At 55.9% G+C, this 20,080-nt stretch carries 14 protein-coding genes; 7 read left to right on the top strand and 7 right to left on the bottom strand.

The annotated features are described in order from the left end of the window. The first annotated feature begins 30 nt into the window (after nt 1-30). On the top strand, nt 31-1,689 hold the full coding sequence (locus BM373_RS02120) for an ATP-dependent endonuclease (RefSeq protein WP_090458905.1): 1,659 nt from the start codon (nt 31-33) through the stop codon (nt 1,687-1,689). Here BM373_RS02120 and BM373_RS02125 read toward each other — a convergent pair. Then, nucleotides 1,686-2,639, bottom strand: coding sequence for a VirK/YbjX family protein (locus tag BM373_RS02125; protein ID WP_090458908.1), 954 nt, complete (start codon nt 2,637-2,639; stop codon nt 1,686-1,688). The two genes, BM373_RS02120 and BM373_RS02125, sit on opposite strands and share 4 nt — an antisense overlap. A 158-nt stretch (nt 2,640-2,797) precedes the next feature. On the opposite strand from BM373_RS02125, the gene macA reads away from it, so the two are divergent. Together macA and macB are read left to right on the top strand one after the other, a co-directional pair. Next, nucleotides 2,798-3,913, top strand: coding sequence for a macrolide transporter subunit MacA (macA, locus tag BM373_RS02130; RefSeq protein WP_090458910.1), 1,116 nt, complete (start codon nt 2,798-2,800; stop codon nt 3,911-3,913). Further along, nucleotides 3,910-5,856, top strand: coding sequence for a macrolide ABC transporter ATP-binding protein/permease MacB (macB, locus tag BM373_RS02135; protein ID WP_090458913.1), 1,947 nt, complete (start codon nt 3,910-3,912; stop codon nt 5,854-5,856). Before macA ends, macB begins: the two co-directional genes overlap by 4 nt. Before the next feature lie 76 nt (nt 5,857-5,932). Here macB and cspD read toward each other — a convergent pair whose 3' ends face one another. Beyond that, a complete protein-coding gene (cspD, locus tag BM373_RS02140; RefSeq protein ID WP_090458916.1) occupies nt 5,933-6,166 on the bottom strand; it encodes a cold shock-like protein CspD in 234 nt (77 codons plus the stop codon). Nucleotides 6,167-6,494: 328 nt separating this feature from the next. On the opposite strand from cspD, the gene clpS reads away from it, so the two are divergent. Then, on the top strand, nt 6,495-6,815 hold the full coding sequence (gene clpS, locus BM373_RS02145) for an ATP-dependent Clp protease adapter ClpS (RefSeq protein WP_090458918.1): 321 nt from the start codon (nt 6,495-6,497) through the stop codon (nt 6,813-6,815). Nucleotides 6,816-6,843: 28 nt separating this feature from the next. Then, nucleotides 6,844-9,120 (top strand): ATP-dependent Clp protease ATP-binding subunit ClpA, encoded by a 2,277-nt coding sequence (gene clpA, locus BM373_RS02150; protein WP_090458921.1) that lies wholly within the window; start codon nt 6,844-6,846, stop codon nt 9,118-9,120. Between the two features lie 122 nt (nt 9,121-9,242). Here the strand turns inward: clpA and infA are convergent, their stop codons facing one another. From infA to trxB, 5 genes are all read right to left on the bottom strand, one after another. Then, nucleotides 9,243-9,461: a translation initiation factor IF-1 gene (infA, locus tag BM373_RS02155; RefSeq protein WP_001040187.1), complete on the bottom strand. Its 219-nt coding sequence runs from the start codon at nt 9,459-9,461 to the stop codon at nt 9,243-9,245. Nucleotides 9,462-9,745: 284 nt separating this feature from the next. Beyond that, nucleotides 9,746-10,450 (bottom strand): leucyl/phenylalanyl-tRNA--protein transferase, encoded by a 705-nt coding sequence (aat, locus tag BM373_RS02165; protein WP_090458923.1) that lies wholly within the window; start codon nt 10,448-10,450, stop codon nt 9,746-9,748. 35 nt (nt 10,451-10,485) lie between these two features. After that, entirely contained in the window at nt 10,486-12,207 is a 1,722-nt protein-coding gene (gene cydC, locus BM373_RS02170) for a heme ABC transporter ATP-binding protein/permease CydC (protein ID WP_090458926.1), read from the bottom strand. Further along, nucleotides 12,208-13,974: a heme ABC transporter permease/ATP-binding protein CydD gene (gene cydD / locus BM373_RS02175; protein ID WP_090458928.1), complete on the bottom strand. Its 1,767-nt coding sequence runs from the start codon at nt 13,972-13,974 to the stop codon at nt 12,208-12,210. A gap of 118 nt (nt 13,975-14,092) precedes the next feature. Then, entirely contained in the window at nt 14,093-15,061 is a 969-nt protein-coding gene (gene trxB / locus BM373_RS02180) for a thioredoxin-disulfide reductase (RefSeq protein WP_177220102.1), read from the bottom strand. A 551-nt stretch (nt 15,062-15,612) separates the two neighbouring features. Between trxB and lrp the strand changes: the two genes are divergently transcribed. Continuing rightward, the gene (lrp, locus tag BM373_RS02190; RefSeq protein ID WP_002439523.1) at nt 15,613-16,107 is read left to right on the top strand and encodes a leucine-responsive transcriptional regulator Lrp; all 495 of its coding nucleotides are present in this window, start codon (nt 15,613-15,615) and stop codon (nt 16,105-16,107) included. Between the two features lie 121 nt (nt 16,108-16,228). Further along, on the top strand, nt 16,229-20,008 hold the full coding sequence (locus BM373_RS02195; RefSeq protein ID WP_090458933.1) for a DNA translocase FtsK 4TM domain-containing protein: 3,780 nt from the start codon (nt 16,229-16,231) through the stop codon (nt 20,006-20,008). Nucleotides 20,009-20,080 lie beyond the last annotated feature (72 nt).

Raw genomic sequence — 20,080 nt, forward strand, 5'->3', positions numbered from 1 at the left:
CAATGGAGCAGACTTCTGGCCGGAGGGCATATGATTCTGGAACGTGTTGAAATTGTCGGGTTTCGCGGCATCAACCGATTATCGTTAATGCTTGAGCAAAATAATGTGCTTATTGGTGAAAATGCCTGGGGTAAATCCAGCCTGCTGGATGCGCTGACGCTGTTACTGTCACCTGAGCCGGATCTTTATCATTTTGTCCGGGACGATTTCTGGTTCCCGCCGGGAGATATTCGGGGGCGGGAGCATCATCTGCATATCATTTTGACCTTCCGTGAAACGGAGCCAGGCCGCCGCCACGCCCGCCGCTACAGGCCCCTGAGCGATTGCTGGGTGCCCGGCGACGATGGCCTGCACCGAATTTTCTACCGCCTGGAAGGGGAACTGGCGGGCGACGACAGCGTGATGACGCTGCGCGGTTTTCTGGATGACCAGGGGCATACGCTGCCGCTTGAAGATATCGACGAGCAGGCGCGCCATCTGGTGCGGTTAATGCCGGTTTTACGCCTGCGTGATGCGCGGTTTATGCGGCGCATTCGTAATGGTACGGTGCCGGAGGTGCCGGAAGTCGAAGTCACCGCCCGCCAGCTGGATTATCTCGCCCGCGAGCTGGTCACCCGGCCACAAAACCTTACCGACGGGCAGATCCGCCACGGCCTCGCGGCGATGGTACAACTGCTGGAGCACTATTTTGCCGAGCAGAGTAGCAGCCAGGCGCGGCACCGTTTGATGCGCCGCCACTCCCACGATGAACAACGTAGCTGGCGTTATCTCGACATCATTAACCGCATGATCGACAAGCCCGGCGGGCGCAGCCACCGGGTGATTTTGCTCGGCCTGTTTTCCACGCTGTTGCAGGCGAAAGGGACTATTCGCCTCGACAGAGACGCCAGGCCGCTGCTGCTGATTGAAGATCCCGAAACCCGCCTGCACCCAATTATGCTCTCCGTTGCCTGGCATCTGCTAAATCTGCTGCCGCTTCAGCGGGTGACAACCACCAATTCCGGCGAACTGCTGTCGCTCACCCCGATGGAGCATGTCTGTCGGCTGGTGCGCGAGTCATCGCGCGTTGCCGCGTGGCGTCTGGGGCCGGGCGGAATGAATCCTGAAGACAGCCGCCGCATCGCGTTTCATATTCGCGCCAACCGCCCCTCGTCGCTGTTCGCCCGCTGCTGGCTGCTGGTGGAAGGTGAAACCGAAACCTGGGTGATCAACGAACTGGCGCGCCAGTGCGGGCATCACTTTGATGCGGAAGGGGTGAAAGTGATCGAATTTGCCCAGTCAGGGTTAAAACCGCTGATTAAATTTGCCCGGCGGATGGGCATCGAATGGCATGTGCTGGTCGACGGCGACGAGGCAGGGAAGAAATATGCGGCGACGGCCCGCAGCCTGCTGAATAACGACAGCGTCAGCGAGCGCGATCATCTGACTGCGCTGCCGGCGCTGGATATGGAGCATTTTATGTATCGCCAGGGCTTTGCCGGGGTTTATCACCGGGTGGCGCAACTGCCGGAAAACATTCCGATGAACATGCGCCGGGTGATTATCAAAGCCATTCATCGCTCGTCAAAACCGGATCTGGCGATTGAAGTGGCGATGGAGGCCGCCCGGCGCGGCGTGGAAGCGGTGCCGCCGCTGCTGCGTAATATGTTCTCCCGCGTGCTGTGGCTGGCGCGCGGGCGGGCAGATTAGCGCAGGACGTCGACAATCTGGCTTTGCAGGCTATCCTGTAAGGCGTAACGGCGGCGGTATTCCGCGCGTTTTTTGCTGGCAATCTCTTCCATCAGCTTGCGTGGCAGGGTGAGCGGCAGGGCGAAATTCCCGTTCGCGTCGTGCCCGCCGCCCAGCGAAAGCCAGAAGCTGTCGTAATCAGCGTGCAGTTTGCCCTGTTTTTTCTTGCGATAGCGCAGGCTTTTATAGATATGGGTGCTGTTGCTGACCGCCACAATGTGCTGCACGGCGAGCTGAGTACCCAGCGCCATCGCCGCTTCCACCAGCAGGCGTTTCGGGAACAACCCGTGACAGGCTTTGGTCGCCTCCTGAATCCGTTGATGATCGACATGGGCTTTGGCTCCCTGCAGCCCGCCAATATAGAGCGTGTTACGGCCCTGGTAGTGGCACAGCGTGAAGGTCAGTTCTGCCAGCACGGTTTGCTGCGGATCGCAAAAAATCAGCGTGGCTTCACCCTCTTTATCCTGCATGGCTTCGGCACGCAGACGAATGCGGTATACCTGCTCGTCTTTGCCCGTGAGGTGCACTAACTCCGCGCCCTGACGGGAGAGGTAGCCGTTGAGCACCGCTGCAGGGAGTTGCTGCGTCAGGTGCTGGTAGTGCCAGTCCAGCGCGGCAATGGCCGTCTGGCGATCGGTGTTCACCGACAGCCACGGGCGGTGCAGACGGCAGGGCAGGCCTGGCTGAGCATACAGTAACTGCAACAGACGCGGCTGCCGGGCGAGTGTCGTCATCCATTTTGCGGTACTGAGCGGGGTGAGCAGCGAGCGCAGCATAAATTTGCGCCGGTATGCCGGGTTTTGCCAGGCAAGGCCTGGAGTGAGCGCGCCTGAAACCAGGTGCTGAAAAAGTTGCCAGCCCGATGCGGGTTGCGGTAAAGCGGAGTGCGGTGTGTCGGTAACAGAAGACATGATAAACCTGCGCATGTTGACGTTTTGTTCATTTCAACAAGCGCAGGCTTAACGCCACCTCAATGGAAAGCCACGATAAAATAAAGGTAGGGTTTCGTTGAGACGAGGTTTAGGTAGAATCGACACGAATTGTCGTCAGCTCAATAAGTGGAATTTTTATGACCTTTAAGGGAAAACGCAAAACGGTGGTTTTGCTGCTGGCCGTAGTCGTGCTGATTGCCGGATTCTGGCTGTGGCGTCAGCTTAATGCGCCGCTGCCCCAGTATCAGACGCTGATTGTCCGGCCGGGCGATTTACAGCAAAGCGTGCTGGCAACGGGCAAACTGGATGCGTTGCGTAAAGTGGACGTGGGTGCGCAGGTGAGCGGGCAGCTTAGAACGCTGTCGGTGAGCATCGGCGACAAAGTCAAAAAAGATCAGCTATTGGGCGTTATCGATCCTGAACAGGCGCAAAACCAGATTAAAGAAGTGGAAGCCACGCTGATGGAGTTGCGGGCGCAGCGACGTCAGGCGGATGCCGAAAAACGGCTGGCGCAGGTGACGCTGACACGTCAGCAGCAACTGGCAAAAACGCAGGCTGTTTCACGGCAGGATCTGGATAAAGCCATTACCGAACTGGCGGTAAAAGAGGCGCAGATTGGCACTATTGATGCGCAAATTAAACGCAATCAGGCGACGCTGGACACCGCGAAAACTAACCTGGATTACACCCGGATAGTCGCGCCGATGGCCGGAGAGGTCACTGAAATCACCACCCTGCAAGGGCAGACGGTGATCGCCGCGCAGCAGGCACCGAATATTCTGACCCTGGCGGACATGAGTACCATGCTGGTGAAAGCTCAGGTTTCGGAAGCGGATGTGATCCATTTGAAACCGGGGCAAAAAGCCTGGTTTACCGTGCTGGGCGATCCGCTCACCCGCTATGAAGGCACCCTGAAAGATATCCTGCCGACGCCGGAAAAAGTGAATGACGCCATTTTTTATCATGCGCGCTTTGAAGTGCCGAACCCGAAAGGTGTGCTGCGCCTGGAGATGACCGCGCAGGTGCACATCCAGCTTGCCGGTGTGAGTAATGTGCTGACGATCCCGCTGGCGGCGCTGGGCGATCCGATTGGCGATAACCGCTATAAAGTGACCCTCCTGCGTAACGGGGAAACCCGCGAGCGTGAAGTGACTATCGGCGCGCGTAATGACACCGATGTGGAGGTCACCAAAGGGCTTGAAGCGGGTGACGAAGTGGTTACCGGTCCGTTAGTACCTGGAGTGACGCCATGACGGCGCTGCTTGAGCTGCGCGATATTCATCGCAGCTATCCGTCCGGCGACGGGCAGGTGGACGTGCTAAAAGGGATTTCACTCAGCATCGACGCGGGCGAAATGGTGGCGATTGTTGGCGCGTCCGGCTCAGGCAAATCCACACTGATGAATATTCTCGGCTGCCTCGATAAAGCCACCTCCGGGCAGTATCGGGTGGCGGGCACCGACGTCGCGACCCTTGACGGCGATGCGCTGGCGAGGCTTCGCCGCGAACATTTTGGCTTTATCTTCCAGCGCTATCATTTGCTCTCACACCTGACCGCGGCGCAGAACGTCGAAGTCCCCGCCGTGTATGCGGGCACCGGGCGTAAAGCGCGGCTGGAAAGGGCGCGGTCGTTACTGCAACGGCTGGGACTTGCCGATCGCGAAACCTATTCTCCGGCGCAGCTTTCTGGCGGTCAGCAGCAGCGCGTCAGTATCGCCCGTGCGCTGATGAACGGCGGGCAGGTGATCCTCGCCGATGAACCGACCGGGGCACTGGACAGCCATTCCGGGTTTGAAGTGATGTCGATCCTTCACCAGCTCCGCGATCAGGGCCACACGGTGATCATCGTGACGCACGATCCGCTGGTGGCGGCGCAGGCAGAACGCATTATTGAGATCCGCGACGGGGAAATCATCAGTAATCCGCCGCCGGTAGCGAAAACACCACGCGGGCCAAAACCGCAGGTGAAAGCCACCGCAGAAAGCGGCTGGCAACAGTTCAGCAGCGGTTTTCGTGAAGCGCTGATCATGGCCTGGCGGGCGATGGCGGCGAATAAAATGCGCACCCTGTTGACCATGCTCGGCATTATTATCGGCATTGCGTCGGTGGTGTCGATTGTGGTGGTCGGCGATGCCGCCAAGCAACTGGTGCTGGCGGATATCCGATCGATTGGCACCAATACCATCGATATCTATCCCGGCAAGGATTTTGGTGATGACGATCCGCAATATCAGCAGGCGCTGAAATATGACGATCTGATTGCCATCCAGAAACAGCCGTGGGTCAGTTCGGCGACGCCTGCGGTCTCGCAAAATCTGCGCTTACGCTACGGTGGAACAGACGTGGCGGCGAGCGCCAACGGGGTCAGCGGCCAGTATTTTAATGTCTACGGCATGACGTTCAGCGAAGGGGCCACCTTTAACGACGAGCAGCTAAAAGGGCGCGCTCAGGTGGTTGTGCTCGACGCGAATACCCGCAGGCAACTGTTCCCCAACAAAGCGCGGGTAGTGGGTGAGGTGATTCTGGTGGGCAATATGCCTGCCACCGTGATTGGCGTGGCGCAGGAAAAACAAAGCATGTTCGGCAGCAGCAAAATCCTGCGCGTCTGGCTGCCGTACTCCACCATGTCCGGGCGCATTATGGGACAGTCGTGGCTGAACTCAATAACGGTGCGGGTGAACGAAGGCTACAGCAGCGACAGCGCGGAACTGCAACTCACACGACTCCTTTCGCTACGGCACGGCAAGAAAGATTTTTTCACCTGGAATATGGACGGCGTCTTGAAAACCGCCGAAAAGACCACACGTACTCTTCAGCTGTTCCTGACGCTGGTGGCGGTGATTTCGTTGCTGGTGGGGGGCATTGGCGTGATGAATATCATGCTGGTGTCGGTGACCGAGCGGACGCGTGAAATTGGTATCCGCATGGCGGTCGGGGCCAGGGCCCGCGATGTGCTGTCGCAATTTTTAATCGAGGCGGTGCTGGTCTGTCTGGTGGGCGGGGCGCTGGGCGTGACACTCTCTATGCTGATTGCGCTGGCGCTGCAACTGGTGCTTCCCGGCTGGGAAATCGGTTTTTCACCGGTCGCGCTGTTGACGGCGTTTCTCTGTTCTACCTTTACCGGCGTGCTGTTCGGCTGGCTGCCAGCCCGTAATGCTGCCCGCCTTGATCCGGTTGACGCGCTGGCCCGTGAATGATTTCTGCGTAAAGCAAAGAAAAATGCCAGCCGCTGGCTGGCATTTTAGTGACAGGATGTACACAATAACTTAAGCGCTAAGCGACAGCTTCGACAGTGGCTTCAGCTTCAAGCGGGACGATGACGCTGGCGTGATTGCCTTTTGGCCCCTGGTGTACATCAAACCGGACGACCTGCCCGGCTTTGAGCGTTCTGTAACCATCCATCTGGATGGTGGAATAATGTGCGAAGATATCTTCGCCGCCGCCTTCAGGGCAGATAAAGCCAAACCCTTTAGCGTTGTTGAACCACTTAACAGTACCCGTTTCCATGCTTCGACATCCTTCGTAAATCTTATTCAAGTAAGATGGAATGAACCGGTGGCAGAGTCTGGGGGGTTGTATAAAACCTCGCCAACTCCCGACTGTACAATTTAGATAAATCAGACTTTGCGTCAAGCGTTTGGCACATCCGGGGCGCATGATTCAGTCAAAATTTTGAAGCAGTTAACGCAATTGAAGTGGTTTGTGACGGCCATCGCGGATGGCAACGATAGATGATAGTTATCTCACTTATGATGTAGATTCAAAGTGCATCTCAATTCAAGTTAACAACGGTGTGCACGCCGTTGGAAACTTCAACCGACGATGAAGACGAGCGATGGGCAAGAGTAATACGTGGTTAGATTTTGACCAACTGGCGGCCGATAAACTGCGCGACGCGCTAAAACCGCCATCTATGTATAAAGTTATGTTAATGAACGATGATTACACGCCGATGGAATTTGTTATTGACGTGCTACAAAAGTTCTTTTCTTATGATGTAGAGCGCGCAACGCAATTGATGCTCACAGTTCACTATCATGGGAAAGCCATCTGCGGTGTGTTTACTGCAGAAGTTGCAGAAACGAAGGTGGCGATGGTGAATAAGTATGCCCAGGAAAATGAACATCCGTTGCTGTGTACGCAGGAACTCGCCTGATTAAGGCAAACTATTGAGGGGGTGCCCAATGCTCAACCAGGAACTGGAACTCAGTTTAAATATGGCTTTCGCCAGAGCGCGCGAGCACCGACATGAGTTTATGACCGTAGAGCACTTGTTACTGGCTTTGCTCAGTAACCCATCAGCTCGCGAAGCGCTTGAAGCGTGCTCCGTGGATCTGGTCGCGCTGCGTCAGGAACTCGAAGCCTTCATCGAACAAACCACACCCGTACTGCCGTTAAGCGAAGAAGAGCGTGATACGCAACCGACGCTCAGCTTCCAGCGAGTCCTTCAGCGTGCGGTTTTCCACGTTCAGTCGTCGGGCCGCAGTGAAGTGACCGGGGCGAACGTGCTGGTCGCTATCTTTAGCGAGCAGGAGTCGCAGGCGGCCTATCTGCTGCGCAAACATGAAGTCAGTCGTCTTGATGTGGTGAATTTTATTTCTCACGGTACGCGCAAAGATGAGCCAGGCCAGGCGTCCGAACCGGGTAACCAACCTAATACAGAAGAGCAAGCAGGCGGGGAGGAACGTATGGAAAACTTCACCACCAACCTTAATCAGCTTGCTCGCGTCGGTGGGATTGACCCGCTGATCGGTCGCGATAAAGAGCTTGAGCGCGCGATCCAGGTACTGTGCCGTCGCCGTAAAAATAACCCGCTGCTGGTGGGGGAATCCGGTGTTGGTAAAACGGCCATTGCCGAAGGCCTCGCCTGGCGTATCGTGCAGGGCGACGTGCCGGAAATCATGGCTGACTGCACCGTCTATTCGCTGGATATTGGCTCGCTGCTGGCGGGAACGAAATACCGCGGCGATTTCGAAAAACGCTTTAAGGCGCTGCTTAAACAGCTTGAGCAGGATACCAACAGCATCCTGTTCATCGACGAAATCCACACCATTATCGGTGCGGGCGCGGCGTCCGGCGGTCAGGTGGATGCAGCAAACCTGATTAAACCGCTGCTCTCCAGCGGCAAGATCCGCGTAATGGGTTCCACGACATACCAGGAGTTCAGCAATATCTTTGAAAAAGATCGTGCGCTGGCGCGTCGCTTCCAGAAAATCGACGTGACGGAACCGTCTGTTGAAGAAACGGTGCAGATCATTAACGGCCTGAAACCGAAGTACGAAGCGCATCACGATGTGCGCTATACCGCGAAAGCGGTGCGTGCGGCGGTTGAGCTGGCGGTGAAATACATTAACGATCGCCATTTACCGGATAAAGCGATTGATGTGATCGACGAAGCGGGCGCACGTGCGCGTCTGATGCCGATCAGCAAGCGTAAGAAAACCATTAACGTGGCGGATATTGAATCGGTCGTAGCCCGCATTGCGCGTGTGCCTGAGAAGAGCGTTTCGCAAAGCGACCGCGATACGCTCAGAAGCCTCGGCGATCGCCTGAAAATGCTGGTCTTTGGTCAGGATAAAGCCATTGAGGCCTTAACCGAAGCCATTAAGATGAGCCGCGCGGGACTTGGGCAGGATCACAAACCAGTAGGGTCATTCCTGTTTGCCGGGCCGACCGGGGTAGGGAAAACCGAAGTGACAGTGCAGTTGTCGAAAGCGCTGGGCATTGAACTGCTGCGTTTTGATATGTCCGAATATATGGAACGCCATACGGTGAGCCGTCTGATCGGTGCGCCTCCGGGATACGTTGGTTTCGATCAGGGTGGCCTGTTAACGGACGCGGTGATCAAACATCCCCATGCGGTACTGCTGCTCGATGAAATCGAAAAAGCGCACCCGGATGTCTTTAACCTTCTGTTGCAGGTGATGGACAACGGTACGCTGACCGATAACAACGGCCGTAAAGCGGATTTCCGTAATGTGGTGATGGTGATGACCACCAACGCCGGCGTGCGTGAAACCGAGCGCAAATCCATCGGCCTTATCCATCAGGATAACAGCACCGATGCGATGGGTGAGATCAAGAAGATCTTTACGCCGGAATTCCGTAACCGTCTCGACAACATTATCTGGTTCGATCATCTCTCCACTGAGGTGATTCATCAGGTGGTCGATAAGTTTATCGTCGAGCTTCAGGTCCAGTTAGATCAGAAAGGCGTCTCGCTGGAAGTCAGTCAGGAAGCACGTGACTGGCTGGCAGAGAAAGGCTATGACCGGGCGATGGGCGCACGTCCTATGGCGCGTGTCATCCAGGATAACCTGAAAAAACCGCTCGCCAATGAACTGCTGTTCGGTTCACTGGTTGATGGGGGTCAGGTAACCGTGGCGCTGGATAAAGAGAAAAATGAGCTGACTTACGGCTTCCAGAGTGCGCAAAAGCACAAAGCTGAAACGGCACATTAATCTCGCGATAATAAAAAACCGGGCAAAAGCCCGGTTTTTTTATGCGCGGTATTCCCTGTCAGGGAAATAAAAAAGACCGGGAATGCCCGGCCTTTCATATTTATGCGCCAGCGATGGCGTAATTAGCGACTACGGAAGACAATGCGGCCTTTGCTCAGGTCGTACGGGGTCAACTCAACAGTCACTTTGTCGCCCGTCAGAATGCGGATATAGTTTTTACGCATTTTACCGGAGATATGCGCAGTTACCACGTGACCGTTTTCCAGTTCTACGCGGAACATAGTATTAGGTAACGTTTCAAGAACGGTACCCTGCATTTCAATATTGTCTTCTTTGGCCATCTAGTCCTCGGGGGTATCACTACCAAAATTTTTGAACCGGCAAGATAATGCCGAAATTCGTCTGTTAAGTAAAGATTTGCGCTGATAAAACGCAGCAAAGCAGCCTTGGCGCATTACCCTCACGCCGCGAACGGGCGCGTAATAGCGCAAACGTAAAGGGGAGCGATAAGATAAACGAAGGGCGTTACCTGATTCGAACTATTCCCAAACGGTGGCGGGGCAACAGGCAGAAGCTACTCTGCGCGTCCATTATAACACCCTGATAAAAAATGTGCCGAAAACATTCATCCACCGGGGGTAAATAACGTCCGGGGAACCCAAAAGAGTGGACTTAGCTTTTGCTGGCGTAACAAATCGAGCTGCTGAAGATATTCCCGGCGGGAAATTTCCGCAGCGCCCAGCGACGCGGTATGTTCATTCAGCACCTGGCAATCAATTAACCGACCGCCCTGACGCAGAAAATCGGCGCAAAAAATAAGCAGGGCAGTTTTAGACGCATTAATACTGCGGCTGAACATCGACTCGCCGCAAAATAACGCGCCCTGCGAAACACCATACATGCCGCCAACCAGATCATCACCTTCCCACACCTCGATAGAATGCGCGTGGCCCAGTTCGTGTAACCGGTGATAGGCCAGCAGCACATCCGGGGTGATCCAGGTACCTTCCTCACGATCTTCGGCACAGCCTTGAATCACCCCGCCAAAATCATGATTTATCGTCACACGATAGGGCGAGCTTTTATGGAAGCGCTTCATGCTACGGCTGAGATGAAAGTGCGCCGGGTCCAGCACGGCGCGGGGATCGGGCGACCACCAGAGGATCGGATCGCCTGAGGAAAACCAGGGGAAAATGCCACGCTGATAGGCCATTAACAACCGCGCCGGGCTGAGATCGCCGCCCAACGCGAGTAATCCGTTTGGCTCCCGCAACGCCGCTTCAGGCGAAGGAAAAGCAATCGAATGGCGAGAAAGCTGAACCAGGCGCATGACAACAACGCTCCACGACGCGACAAGGGATAAATTTACAGACGCTGCTTAAACTGGTAATACCGACCCTGTTTCGCCAATAACGCTGCGTGATTACCTTGCTCAATTATTTGAGCGTTGTCCATCACTATTATTTGATCGCAGCGCGACAAACCGCGCAGGCGATGCGTCACCATCAGCACGGTTTTTCCCTGTGTAACGCGATGAAGTAAATCGAGGATCTGGCTTTCGGTAGTGGCGTCCAGTCCTTCGGTCGGTTCATCGAGTAACAGCAGCGGTGCATCGTGCAGCAGGGCGCGCGCAATCGCCAGACGGCGCAGTTCGCCGCCGGAAAGTTGACGACCGCCTTCACCCAGCCAGCTATTCAGCCCTGCATCCTCAAGTAACTTCTCAAGCCCGACCTGATGCAGCACCTCTGCTAATTTGTCATCGCTTGCCGCAGGCGCGGCGAGCAGGAGATTGTCGCGCAGGGTGGCACTAAACAGATGGACGCGCTGCGGCACCATGCTGATGCTGGCGCGCAGTGCGGCCTCGCTCAGCGCCGCCAGCTGTTGACCGTTAAGCTGTATTTCGCCTGCCTGAGGGTCCCAGGCGCGGGTCAGCAGTTGCAGCAGCGTCGATTTACCACAGCCGGTGCGTCCAAGGATCGCCACCCGCTGTCCGGCGGTAACATTTAAAGTGACGTTATCCAGCGCTTTCTGCACCTGTCCAGGGTAGGTAAAAGAGACAGCATTAAGCTGCAATTCCACCTGTGTGGGGACGGTCGAGGGCGCATCCGGGAAAGTGACTTCTGGCGGGCATTCGGTGATTTCGGTGATCCGGCGTGCCGAAGCGATGACCTGGCCAAGGTGCTGAAATGCACCGGTGACCGGAGCCAGCGCTTCAAACGCTGCCAGGGCGCAGAAAACAAACAGCGCGATCAGCGCACCCGGCTGGGTATTCGCCCCGACGCCACCGGCTGCCAGCCAGAGCATGGCGATCACGGCAAAACCACCAATCAAAAGCATGAGCGCCTGGGAAAGAGCCGTTAGTTCAGACTGGCGACGTTGCGCGTCGTGCCAGCTTAATTCCGTATTTTCCATTTGCGAACGATAGCGCTGGCTGGCACCAAAAATGGTCAACTCAGCCTGGCCCTGGAGCCAGCTGGTCAATTGCTGGCGATACTGCCCGCGAAGGCGGGTGAGCTTTTCACCTGTCGGCTTCCCGGCGCGGTAAAACAGCGGCGGCAAAATAAACAGCGTCAGCAGCATAATGCCGCCGAGCGTTAATGCCAGCGTCACATCCAGTACGCTCAGCCCCAGTGTCACAATGGCGATCACCACCAGCGCGCCCACCAGCGGTGAAATTACGCGCAGGTACAGGTGATCCAGCGTGTCGACATCGGCCACCACACGGTTGAGCAGTTCGCCCTGACGAAAGCGCGCGAGGCCCGCCGGAGAAAGCGGTAATAGTTTGCTGAAGGTGGAGACGCGCAGGTGTTCAAGCACGCGGAACGTGGCATCGTGGCTCACCAGTCGTTCAAAATAACGCCCGGCGGTGCGGGTGATCGCCGCGCCGCGCACGCCTGCCGCTGGCAGCATATAGTTGAAGCTGTAAAGTCCGGCGACGCCGACAACGGCGGAAGCGGATAAAAACCAGCCCGACAGCGTTAACAGGCCAATACTGGCCTGTAAAGTGACGATAGCCAGCACCACGCCCAGCGTGAGCAACCATTTATGACGTTTATACAGCGCCAGATAAGGGAGAAGTGCGCGCATTTAAATTTCCTCCTGGCGATGGGCGAGCAGGGCGGCAAAAGCACCGTCGGCTGCCGCGAGGGTGGCGAAATCACCCTGTTCAATAATCTTCCCGTTCTGCATGACCCAGATGCTGTCCCAGTCCGTTAAACCTTCAGGCTGATGGGTGACCATCAGCGTAGTCTGACGTAGCGACGCTTCGCCCAGCGCCTGCATTACACGCTGCTCGCTGTGGGCATCAAGGCTGGCGGCGGGCTCATCCAGTAACATTAACTGGCAGGAATTCAGCAGTGCTCTGGCCACCGCCACTCGCTGTGCCTGACCCACCGACAAACGTGCAGCCTGATCGCCGACCGGGGTATCAATCCCCTGGGGCAGCAGGGGCAGAAACTCGCTCACCCAAGCGCTGTCCAGCACGGTATTAAGTTCCGCGCCGGTGGCATCCGGGCGCGCCAGCAGAATGTTTTCCCGCAGCGTCGTGGCCGGAAGCTGAGGGTTTTGACCGACCCAGCTCAGTTGCTTACGCCACGCCAGCGGATCGAGATCGCGCAGTTCCACGCCGTTAATCAGCAGCGATCCTTCATAAGAGAGAAAACCGGAGAGAGCATTGAGCAGCGAGGTTTTCCCGGAGCCGCTTTGTCCAACCAGCACCACGCGGCTACCCGCACTCAGCGTAAAGTTAAGCGGCCCGGCGAGAATTGCCCCCTCCGGAGATTTAATCACCGCATCCTGTGCAACCACGCTGACCGGTTCCTCGGCACTCAGCACCTGCTCGCCCTGTTCAGGGTGCGCCAGCGGCGTTTCAAGGAAGGTTTTCAGGCTGTCGGCGGCACCTACCGCCTGTGCTTTGGCATGGTAAAAAGTGCCCAAATCGCGCAGGGGCTGGAAAAATTCAGGGGCCAGAATTAAAGCCAGGAATCCGGCAAACAGCGTTACGCCGGTCCCGTAATGACCGAAATTCAACTCACCCAGGTAAGAGAACCCAAAGTAAACCGCGACCAGCGCGATGGATAGCGAAGTGAAGAACTCCAGCACGCCAGAGGATAAAAAGGCCATGCGCAGCACTTCCATGGTGCGGCGACGGAAATCCTGGGATGCCTGGCGGATATTCTCGGTTTCTGCCTCGCCGCGACCAAAAATACGCAGCGTTTCCATCCCGCGCAGGCGATCGAGAAAATGCCCGCTCAGCCGCGCCAGCGCTTTAAAGTTGCGACGGTTAGCGTCGGCGGCACCCATTCCCACCATCGCCATAAACATTGGGATCAGCGGTGCGGTAAGGAGCAGGATCAGCGCGGCGGCCCAGTTGGACGGGAAAATAGTGATCACAATCAGCAGAGGGACAATGGCGGCCAGCGCCATTTGCGGCAGATAACGCGCGTAGTAATCGTGCATATCGTCGATTTGCTCAAGCACCAGCGTCGCCCAACTGCCTGCGGGTTTTCCTGAGATCCAGGCCGGCCCCGCCTGTTGCAGTCGGTCGAGTACCAGCCGACGAATTTCAAAGCGGATATGCAGACCCGCATGGAAGCCCACGCGCTCACGCAGCCAGACAACCCATGCACGGAGAACGAAAATCAACACCAGCAGGATAAAGGGCAGGAGAATCGCCTCGCGGGGAATGTTCTCCATAATCATATGGTTGAGGATCCGGGCGAGCATCCACGCCTGCGCCACGATTAACAGCCCGCTGACCAGCCCCAGAATCCGGGACATCATCAGCCAGCGACGGGAAATCACACTTTGCTGTTTAAGCCAGCGGGTTAATTCTTGTTGACGGGTTTTATTCATTGCGCGCTTTGCAGGTGGTTAGCTATTGAGATTCTGCGCAATGTTACAACGCGGCAAAAATAAAGGCGACTGATTGTCGCCTTCTTTACCTGGTCTTTAAAACGAGTAACTGCTGAAATTATTGATTGTTTTCAGCCAGTCCGTCGAGATAACGCTCAGCATCCAGCGCGGCCATACAGCCCGTACCGGCGGAGGTGATCGCCTGACGGTAGATATGATCCATTACGTCACCAGCGGCAAATACGCCCGGAATGCTGGTTTGTGTGGCATTACCATGAATACCGGACTGCACCTTGATGTAGCCATTTTCCAGCGCCAGTTGACCGTCAAAAATGGCGGTATTCGGGCTGTGACCGATAGCGACAAATAGCCCGGCAACGTCAAGAGACTCTACGTTATCGGTGTTGCGCGTATCGCGCAGACGCAGACCGCTTACGCCCATCTGATCGCCGGTCACTTCTTCCAGCGTACGGTGGGTGTGCAACACGATATTGCCACTTTCCACTTTATCCATCAGACGTTTAATCAGGATTTTCTCTGCGCGAAAGCTGTCGCGACGGTGGATCAGATGCACTTCAGAGGCGATGTTGGCCAGATAAAGCGCTTCTTCAACCGCCGTGTTACCCCCGCCGATGACGGCGACTTTCTGGTTGCGATAGAAAAAGCCGTCACAGGTCGCGCAGGCTGACACACCGCGACCTTTATACGCCTCTTCCGACGGCAGGCCGAGGTAGCGCGCAGAAGCACCGGTTGCAATGATCAGCGCGTCACAGGTGTATTCACCATTGTCGCCGGTCAGACGGAACGGACGGTTTTGCAGATCCACTTTGTTGATATGATCGAACAAAATTTCAGTTTCAAACTTTGCAGCATGCTCGTGCATGCGCTCCATCAGCAGCGGCCCGGTTAAATCGTTCGGATCGCCTGGCCAGTTTTCTACTTCCGTGGTGGTCGTGAGCTGACCGCCTTTTTCCATGCCGGTAATCAGTACCGGATGCAGGTTGGCGCGTGCGGCATAGACAGCCGCGGTGTAGCCCGCAGGTCCAGAACCAAGGATAAGTAGCTTACTGTGTTTGGCCGTGCCCATGAGATCCCCATTGTTGTTGGCAGACATTAGGCAGGATTGTAGGGAATTTACAGACGTAAAAAAAGAGTGCAGAAATTTTGTTAACGATTTGTGCAATAGGCGCAGCGATGGGTCCAGGCTTCGCGGTATGGCAATAATATAACAAAATCTACTGAAAATCGGTCAGTTATAAGGTGATAAAATGAGGTTTCATCAGTGCCCGTGATGAATATCTGGCATGTTGTACTAAAAAAAGATGTTTTGCTTTGACAATCCCCTGCGCATTTGCGAAAACATTCGAGGAAGAAAAAAAGCAGTGTTTCGTGCATGGCTATTCACTATGTATGTAAACACCATTTTACCGGGTTACTGCCATCGCGAATGGAGTGGACAGACACCATTCATGATGCCAATAGCTGCCGCAGGCAACGGTCTTCTCAATACAGACCCAGGTATTGCGTATCGCGACAAATAATAACGAGCGGTGCGCAGGGCCACGGGCGAAGACTCTCTACAGTGAAGTGCACAGGGTCAAGGCAGGAGTAGGGAAGGAATACAGAGAGACAATAATAATGGTAGATAGTAAAAAGCGCCCTGGTAAAGATCTCGACCGCATCGATCGCAACATTCTGAATGAGTTGCAAAAGGATGGGCGTATTTCCAACGTCGAGCTTTCTAAACGAGTGGGACTTTCACCAACGCCGTGCCTTGAGCGCGTGCGCAGGCTGGAAAGACAGGGTTTTATTCAGGGCTATACTGCACTGCTAAACCCGCATTATCTGGATGCATCACTTCTGGTTTTTGTTGAGATTACTCTGAATCGTGGCGCGCCGGATGTGTTTGAGCAATTCAACTCCGCAGTGCAAAAACTTGAAGAAATTCAAGAGTGTCATCTCGTATCCGGTGATTTCGACTACCTGTTGAAAACACGCGTACCGGATATGTCGGCCTACCGCAAACTGCTGGGCGAAACCCTGCTGCGTCTGCCGGGCGTGAATGACACCCGTACCTATGTGGTGATGGAAGAAGTCAAACAAAGCAATCGTCTGGTAATTAAAACGCGCTAACACGGAACAGGTGCAAAATCGACGCAGTTTGATTACACTCCTGTTAATCCATACAGCAGCAGTGCCGGGGAATACCCGGCGCTGTTCTCCGTTTTAGCATCAAGGACCTGGAGAGCCTTTCTTGAGCCAGGAATATACTGAAGACAAAGAAGTCACACTCACAACGTTAAGCAGCGGACGCCGACTCCTGGAGGCGTTACTCATTCTTGTTGCGCTTTTTGCCGTTTGGTTGATGGCAGCGCTGCTCAGCTTTAATCCATCCGATCCCAGCTGGTCACAAACTGCATGGCACGAACCTATCCATAATCTGGGTGGGGTTCCGGGTGCCTGGCTTGCCGATACGCTATTTTTCATTTTTGGCGTGATGGCCTACACCATTCCCGTCATTATTGTCGGCGGTTGCTGGTTTACCTGGCGTCACCGCACTACCGAAGATTACATTGATTATTTCGCGGTCTCGCTGCGTTTAATCGGCGTGCTGGCGCTGATCCTCACCTCCTGCGGACTGGCGGCTATTAACGCCGATGATATCTGGTACTTTGCCTCCGGTGGGGTCATTGGCAGTTTGCTCAGTACCACCATGATGCCGTTACTGCATAGCAGCGGCGGCACCATTGCCCTGCTGTGCGTATGGGCCGCAGGCTTAACGCTCTTTACCGGCTGGTCATGGGTCAGTATTGCTGAAAAAATCGGCAGCGTGGTGTTGAATGTGCTGACTTTTGCCAGCAATCGTACGCGTCGTGATGATACCTGGGTCGATGAAGAATACGACGATGACGAGTACGAAGAAGAAGAGGCACCTGTCGCGAAAGAGACGCGTCGCGCCCGTATCATGCGGGGTGCGCTTGCCCGCCGTAAGCGTGTCGCGGAAAAGTTTGCCAACCCGTTAGGGCGTAAAACCGATGAAGCGTTGTTCTCCGGTCGCCGGATGGATGACGACGAAGACATTCAGTACAGCGCGCGCGGTGTCGCAGCCGACGCGGACGACGTGCTGTTTTCCGGTCATAAAGCGAACGCTGATGCATCGTGGGATGAGTACGATCCGCTGTTAAACGGTCATAGCGTCAGCGAACCGCTGGCAGCGGCAGCCGTAGCAACAACGGCTGCACAGGCCCACGCTGCGCCCGTTGAGCCGGCGATGCCATTTGCCGCACAGCCGGTCGTTACCCAGGATATTCCCTGGTCGCCACCGCAGCCAGAGATTGCTCCACCGCCACAATCTTATGCGTCACACGCAGCCCCCGCTGAGGAGCTTCCTCTCCAGCAGCCGCCTGCGTATCAACAGAGCGCTGAGCCTGTGCATCCGCAGCCTGATTATTATGCTGCGCAACATGCACAACCTGAAGCCTGGCAGCAGCCAGCGCCGCAGCCTTATATTCCGGATGCGGAGCCTTATGGTGCGCAGCCGCAGGCATATCAGCCAGAGCCTGAAGTACAGCCTATAGCCGAGCCGGAACCGGAACCGGAACCGAATGACGTTAAACAGACGCGTCCACCGCTTTACTATTTTGAAGAAGTGGAAGAAAAACGCGCCCGTGAACGCGAGCAGCTTGCAGCCTGGTATCAGCCTATCCCTGAGCCTGTTGAGCAGCCTGCACCTGTGATCCCGCAGCCGCCTGTGGTCGAGCCTGCTCCTGTCGTTGCGCCAGTTGCAGCTGGCGTAAAAGAAGCCGCCGCAGCCACTGCGACAGGTGCTGCTGCCGCAAGTCCGGTATTCAGCCTGGCTGGCGGTGGTGCGCCACGTCCGCAGGTCAAAGAGGGGATTGGTCCGCAACTACCTCGCCCGAACCGCGTACGTGTACCGACGCGCCGGGAACTGGCGTCATACGGTATTAAACTGCCTTCTCAGCGAATGGCGGAAGAGCGCGCCCGTGAAAACGAGCTGCCATCAGATGACTTTAATGAAGATGATGCGGATGCGATGCAGCAGGACGAATTAGCCCGTCAGTTCGCCGCCACGCAGCAAAATCGGTATGGCGAGGAATATCAGCATGATGCGCCTGCTTACCAGCAAGAAAATGAAGATGATGCGGCTGAAGCAGAACTGGCCCGCCAGTTTGCTGCCACACAGCAACAGCGTTACGCCGGCAATCAGCCTGCGGCTCAAAGCCCGTTCACGCCTGCTGATTTCGACTTCTCACCTACGAAAGCGCTGGTGAATGACGGCCCGGTTGAACCGCTGTTTACACCGGGTGCGATGCCAGAAGCGCCGGTACAGCAACCGCAGTATCAACAACCAGCTCAACCTGTAGCGCAGCCGCCACAGTATCAACAGCCTGTTCAACCTGTAGCACAGCCGCCGCAATATCAGCCGCCTGCGCAGCCGCAGTATCAGGCACCGCCAGCGCCGAAGGAGAGTCTGATCCATCCGCTGTTAATGCGTAATGGTGACAGCCGCCCGGTGCAAAAACCGACGACGCTTCTGCCGTCGCTGGATCTGCTGACGCAGCCGCCCTCTGAAACTGAACCGGTGGACACCTTTGCCCTTGAGCAAATGGCTCGCCTTGTGGAAGCCAGACTGAACGACTTCCGCATTAAAGCCGACGTGGTGAACTACTCGCCAGGCCCTGTGATCACCCGCTTTGAGTTAAACCTGGCCCCCGGTGTGAAAGCGGCACGTATCTCCAATCTGTCCCGCGATCTGGCGCGTTCTCTTTCCACCGTCGCGGTGCGTGTCGTGGAAGTCATTCCGGGCAAGCCTTATGTGGGCCTGGAGTTACCGAACAAAAAGCGTCAGACCGTCTATCTGCGTGAAGTGCTGGATTGCGATAAATTCCGCGATAACCCATCTCCGCTTACCGTGGTGCTGGGTAAAGATATCTCGGGCGAACCGGTGGTCGCCGATCTCGCCAAGATGCCGCATCTGCTGGTAGCCGGTACGACGGGTTCCGGTAAATCGGTCGGTGTGAACGCCATGATCCTCAGCATGCTCTATAAAGCGCAGCCGGAAGACGTGAAGTTCATCATGATCGACCCGAAAATGCTCGAACTGTCAGTCTATGAAGGCATTCCTCATCTGTTGACCGAAGTTGTCACCGACATGAAAGACGCGGCCAACGCGCTGCGCTGGAGCGTCAATGAGATGGAGAAACGCTACAAGCTGATGTCAGCGCTCGGCGTGCGTAACCTGGCGGGTTATAACGAGAAAATTGCAGAAGCCGCGCGGATGGGGCGTCCTATCCCGGATCCTTACTGGAAGCCTGGCGACAGCATGGATGTGACTCATCCGGTGCTGGAAAAACTGCCTTACATTGTTGTCCTGGTGGATGAATTTGCTGACCTGATGATGACCGTCGGCAAGAAAGTCGAAGAGCTGATTGCCCGTCTGGCGCAAAAAGCGCGTGCGGCGGGTATTCACCTGGTCCTGGCGACGCAGCGTCCATCCGTGGATGTGATCACCGGACTTATCAAAGCCAACATCCCAACGCGTATTGCGTTTACGGTGTCGAGTAAAATTGACTCCCGTACCATTCTCGATCAGTCGGGTGCCGAATCGCTGTTAGGCATGGGGGATATGCTCTATTCCGGGCCGAACTCCTCATCAGCGCCGGTGCGTGTTCATGGTGCCTTTGTCCGTGATGAAGAAGTTCATGCCGTGGTGCAGGACTGGAAAGCGCGCGGACGTCCGAAATATATTGAAGGCATTACTTCCGACAGCGAAAGCGAAGGCGGCGGTGGTGGTAGCGTCGACGGGGGCGAGGAGCTGGATCCGCTGTTCGATCAGGCGGTCAATTTTGTCACCGAAAAACGCAAAGCCTCCATCTCCGGCGTACAGCGTCAGTTCCGCATCGGCTATAACCGTGCGGCGCGTATCATTGAGCAGATGGAAGCGCAGGGTATCGTCAGCGAGCAGGGGCATAACGGTAACCGTGAAGTGCTGGCACCGCCGCCGTTTGAATAACGGCTGCGTTTGCAAAGATGGGTAAACGAACGAAAAATCAGTCTTTTCCTCTGTCACCACTGACCAGTTAGC

This window comes from Enterobacter sp. kpr-6, assembly GCF_900116015.1.
In the GTDB taxonomy this organism is placed as follows: domain Bacteria; phylum Pseudomonadota; class Gammaproteobacteria; order Enterobacterales; family Enterobacteriaceae; genus Enterobacter_D.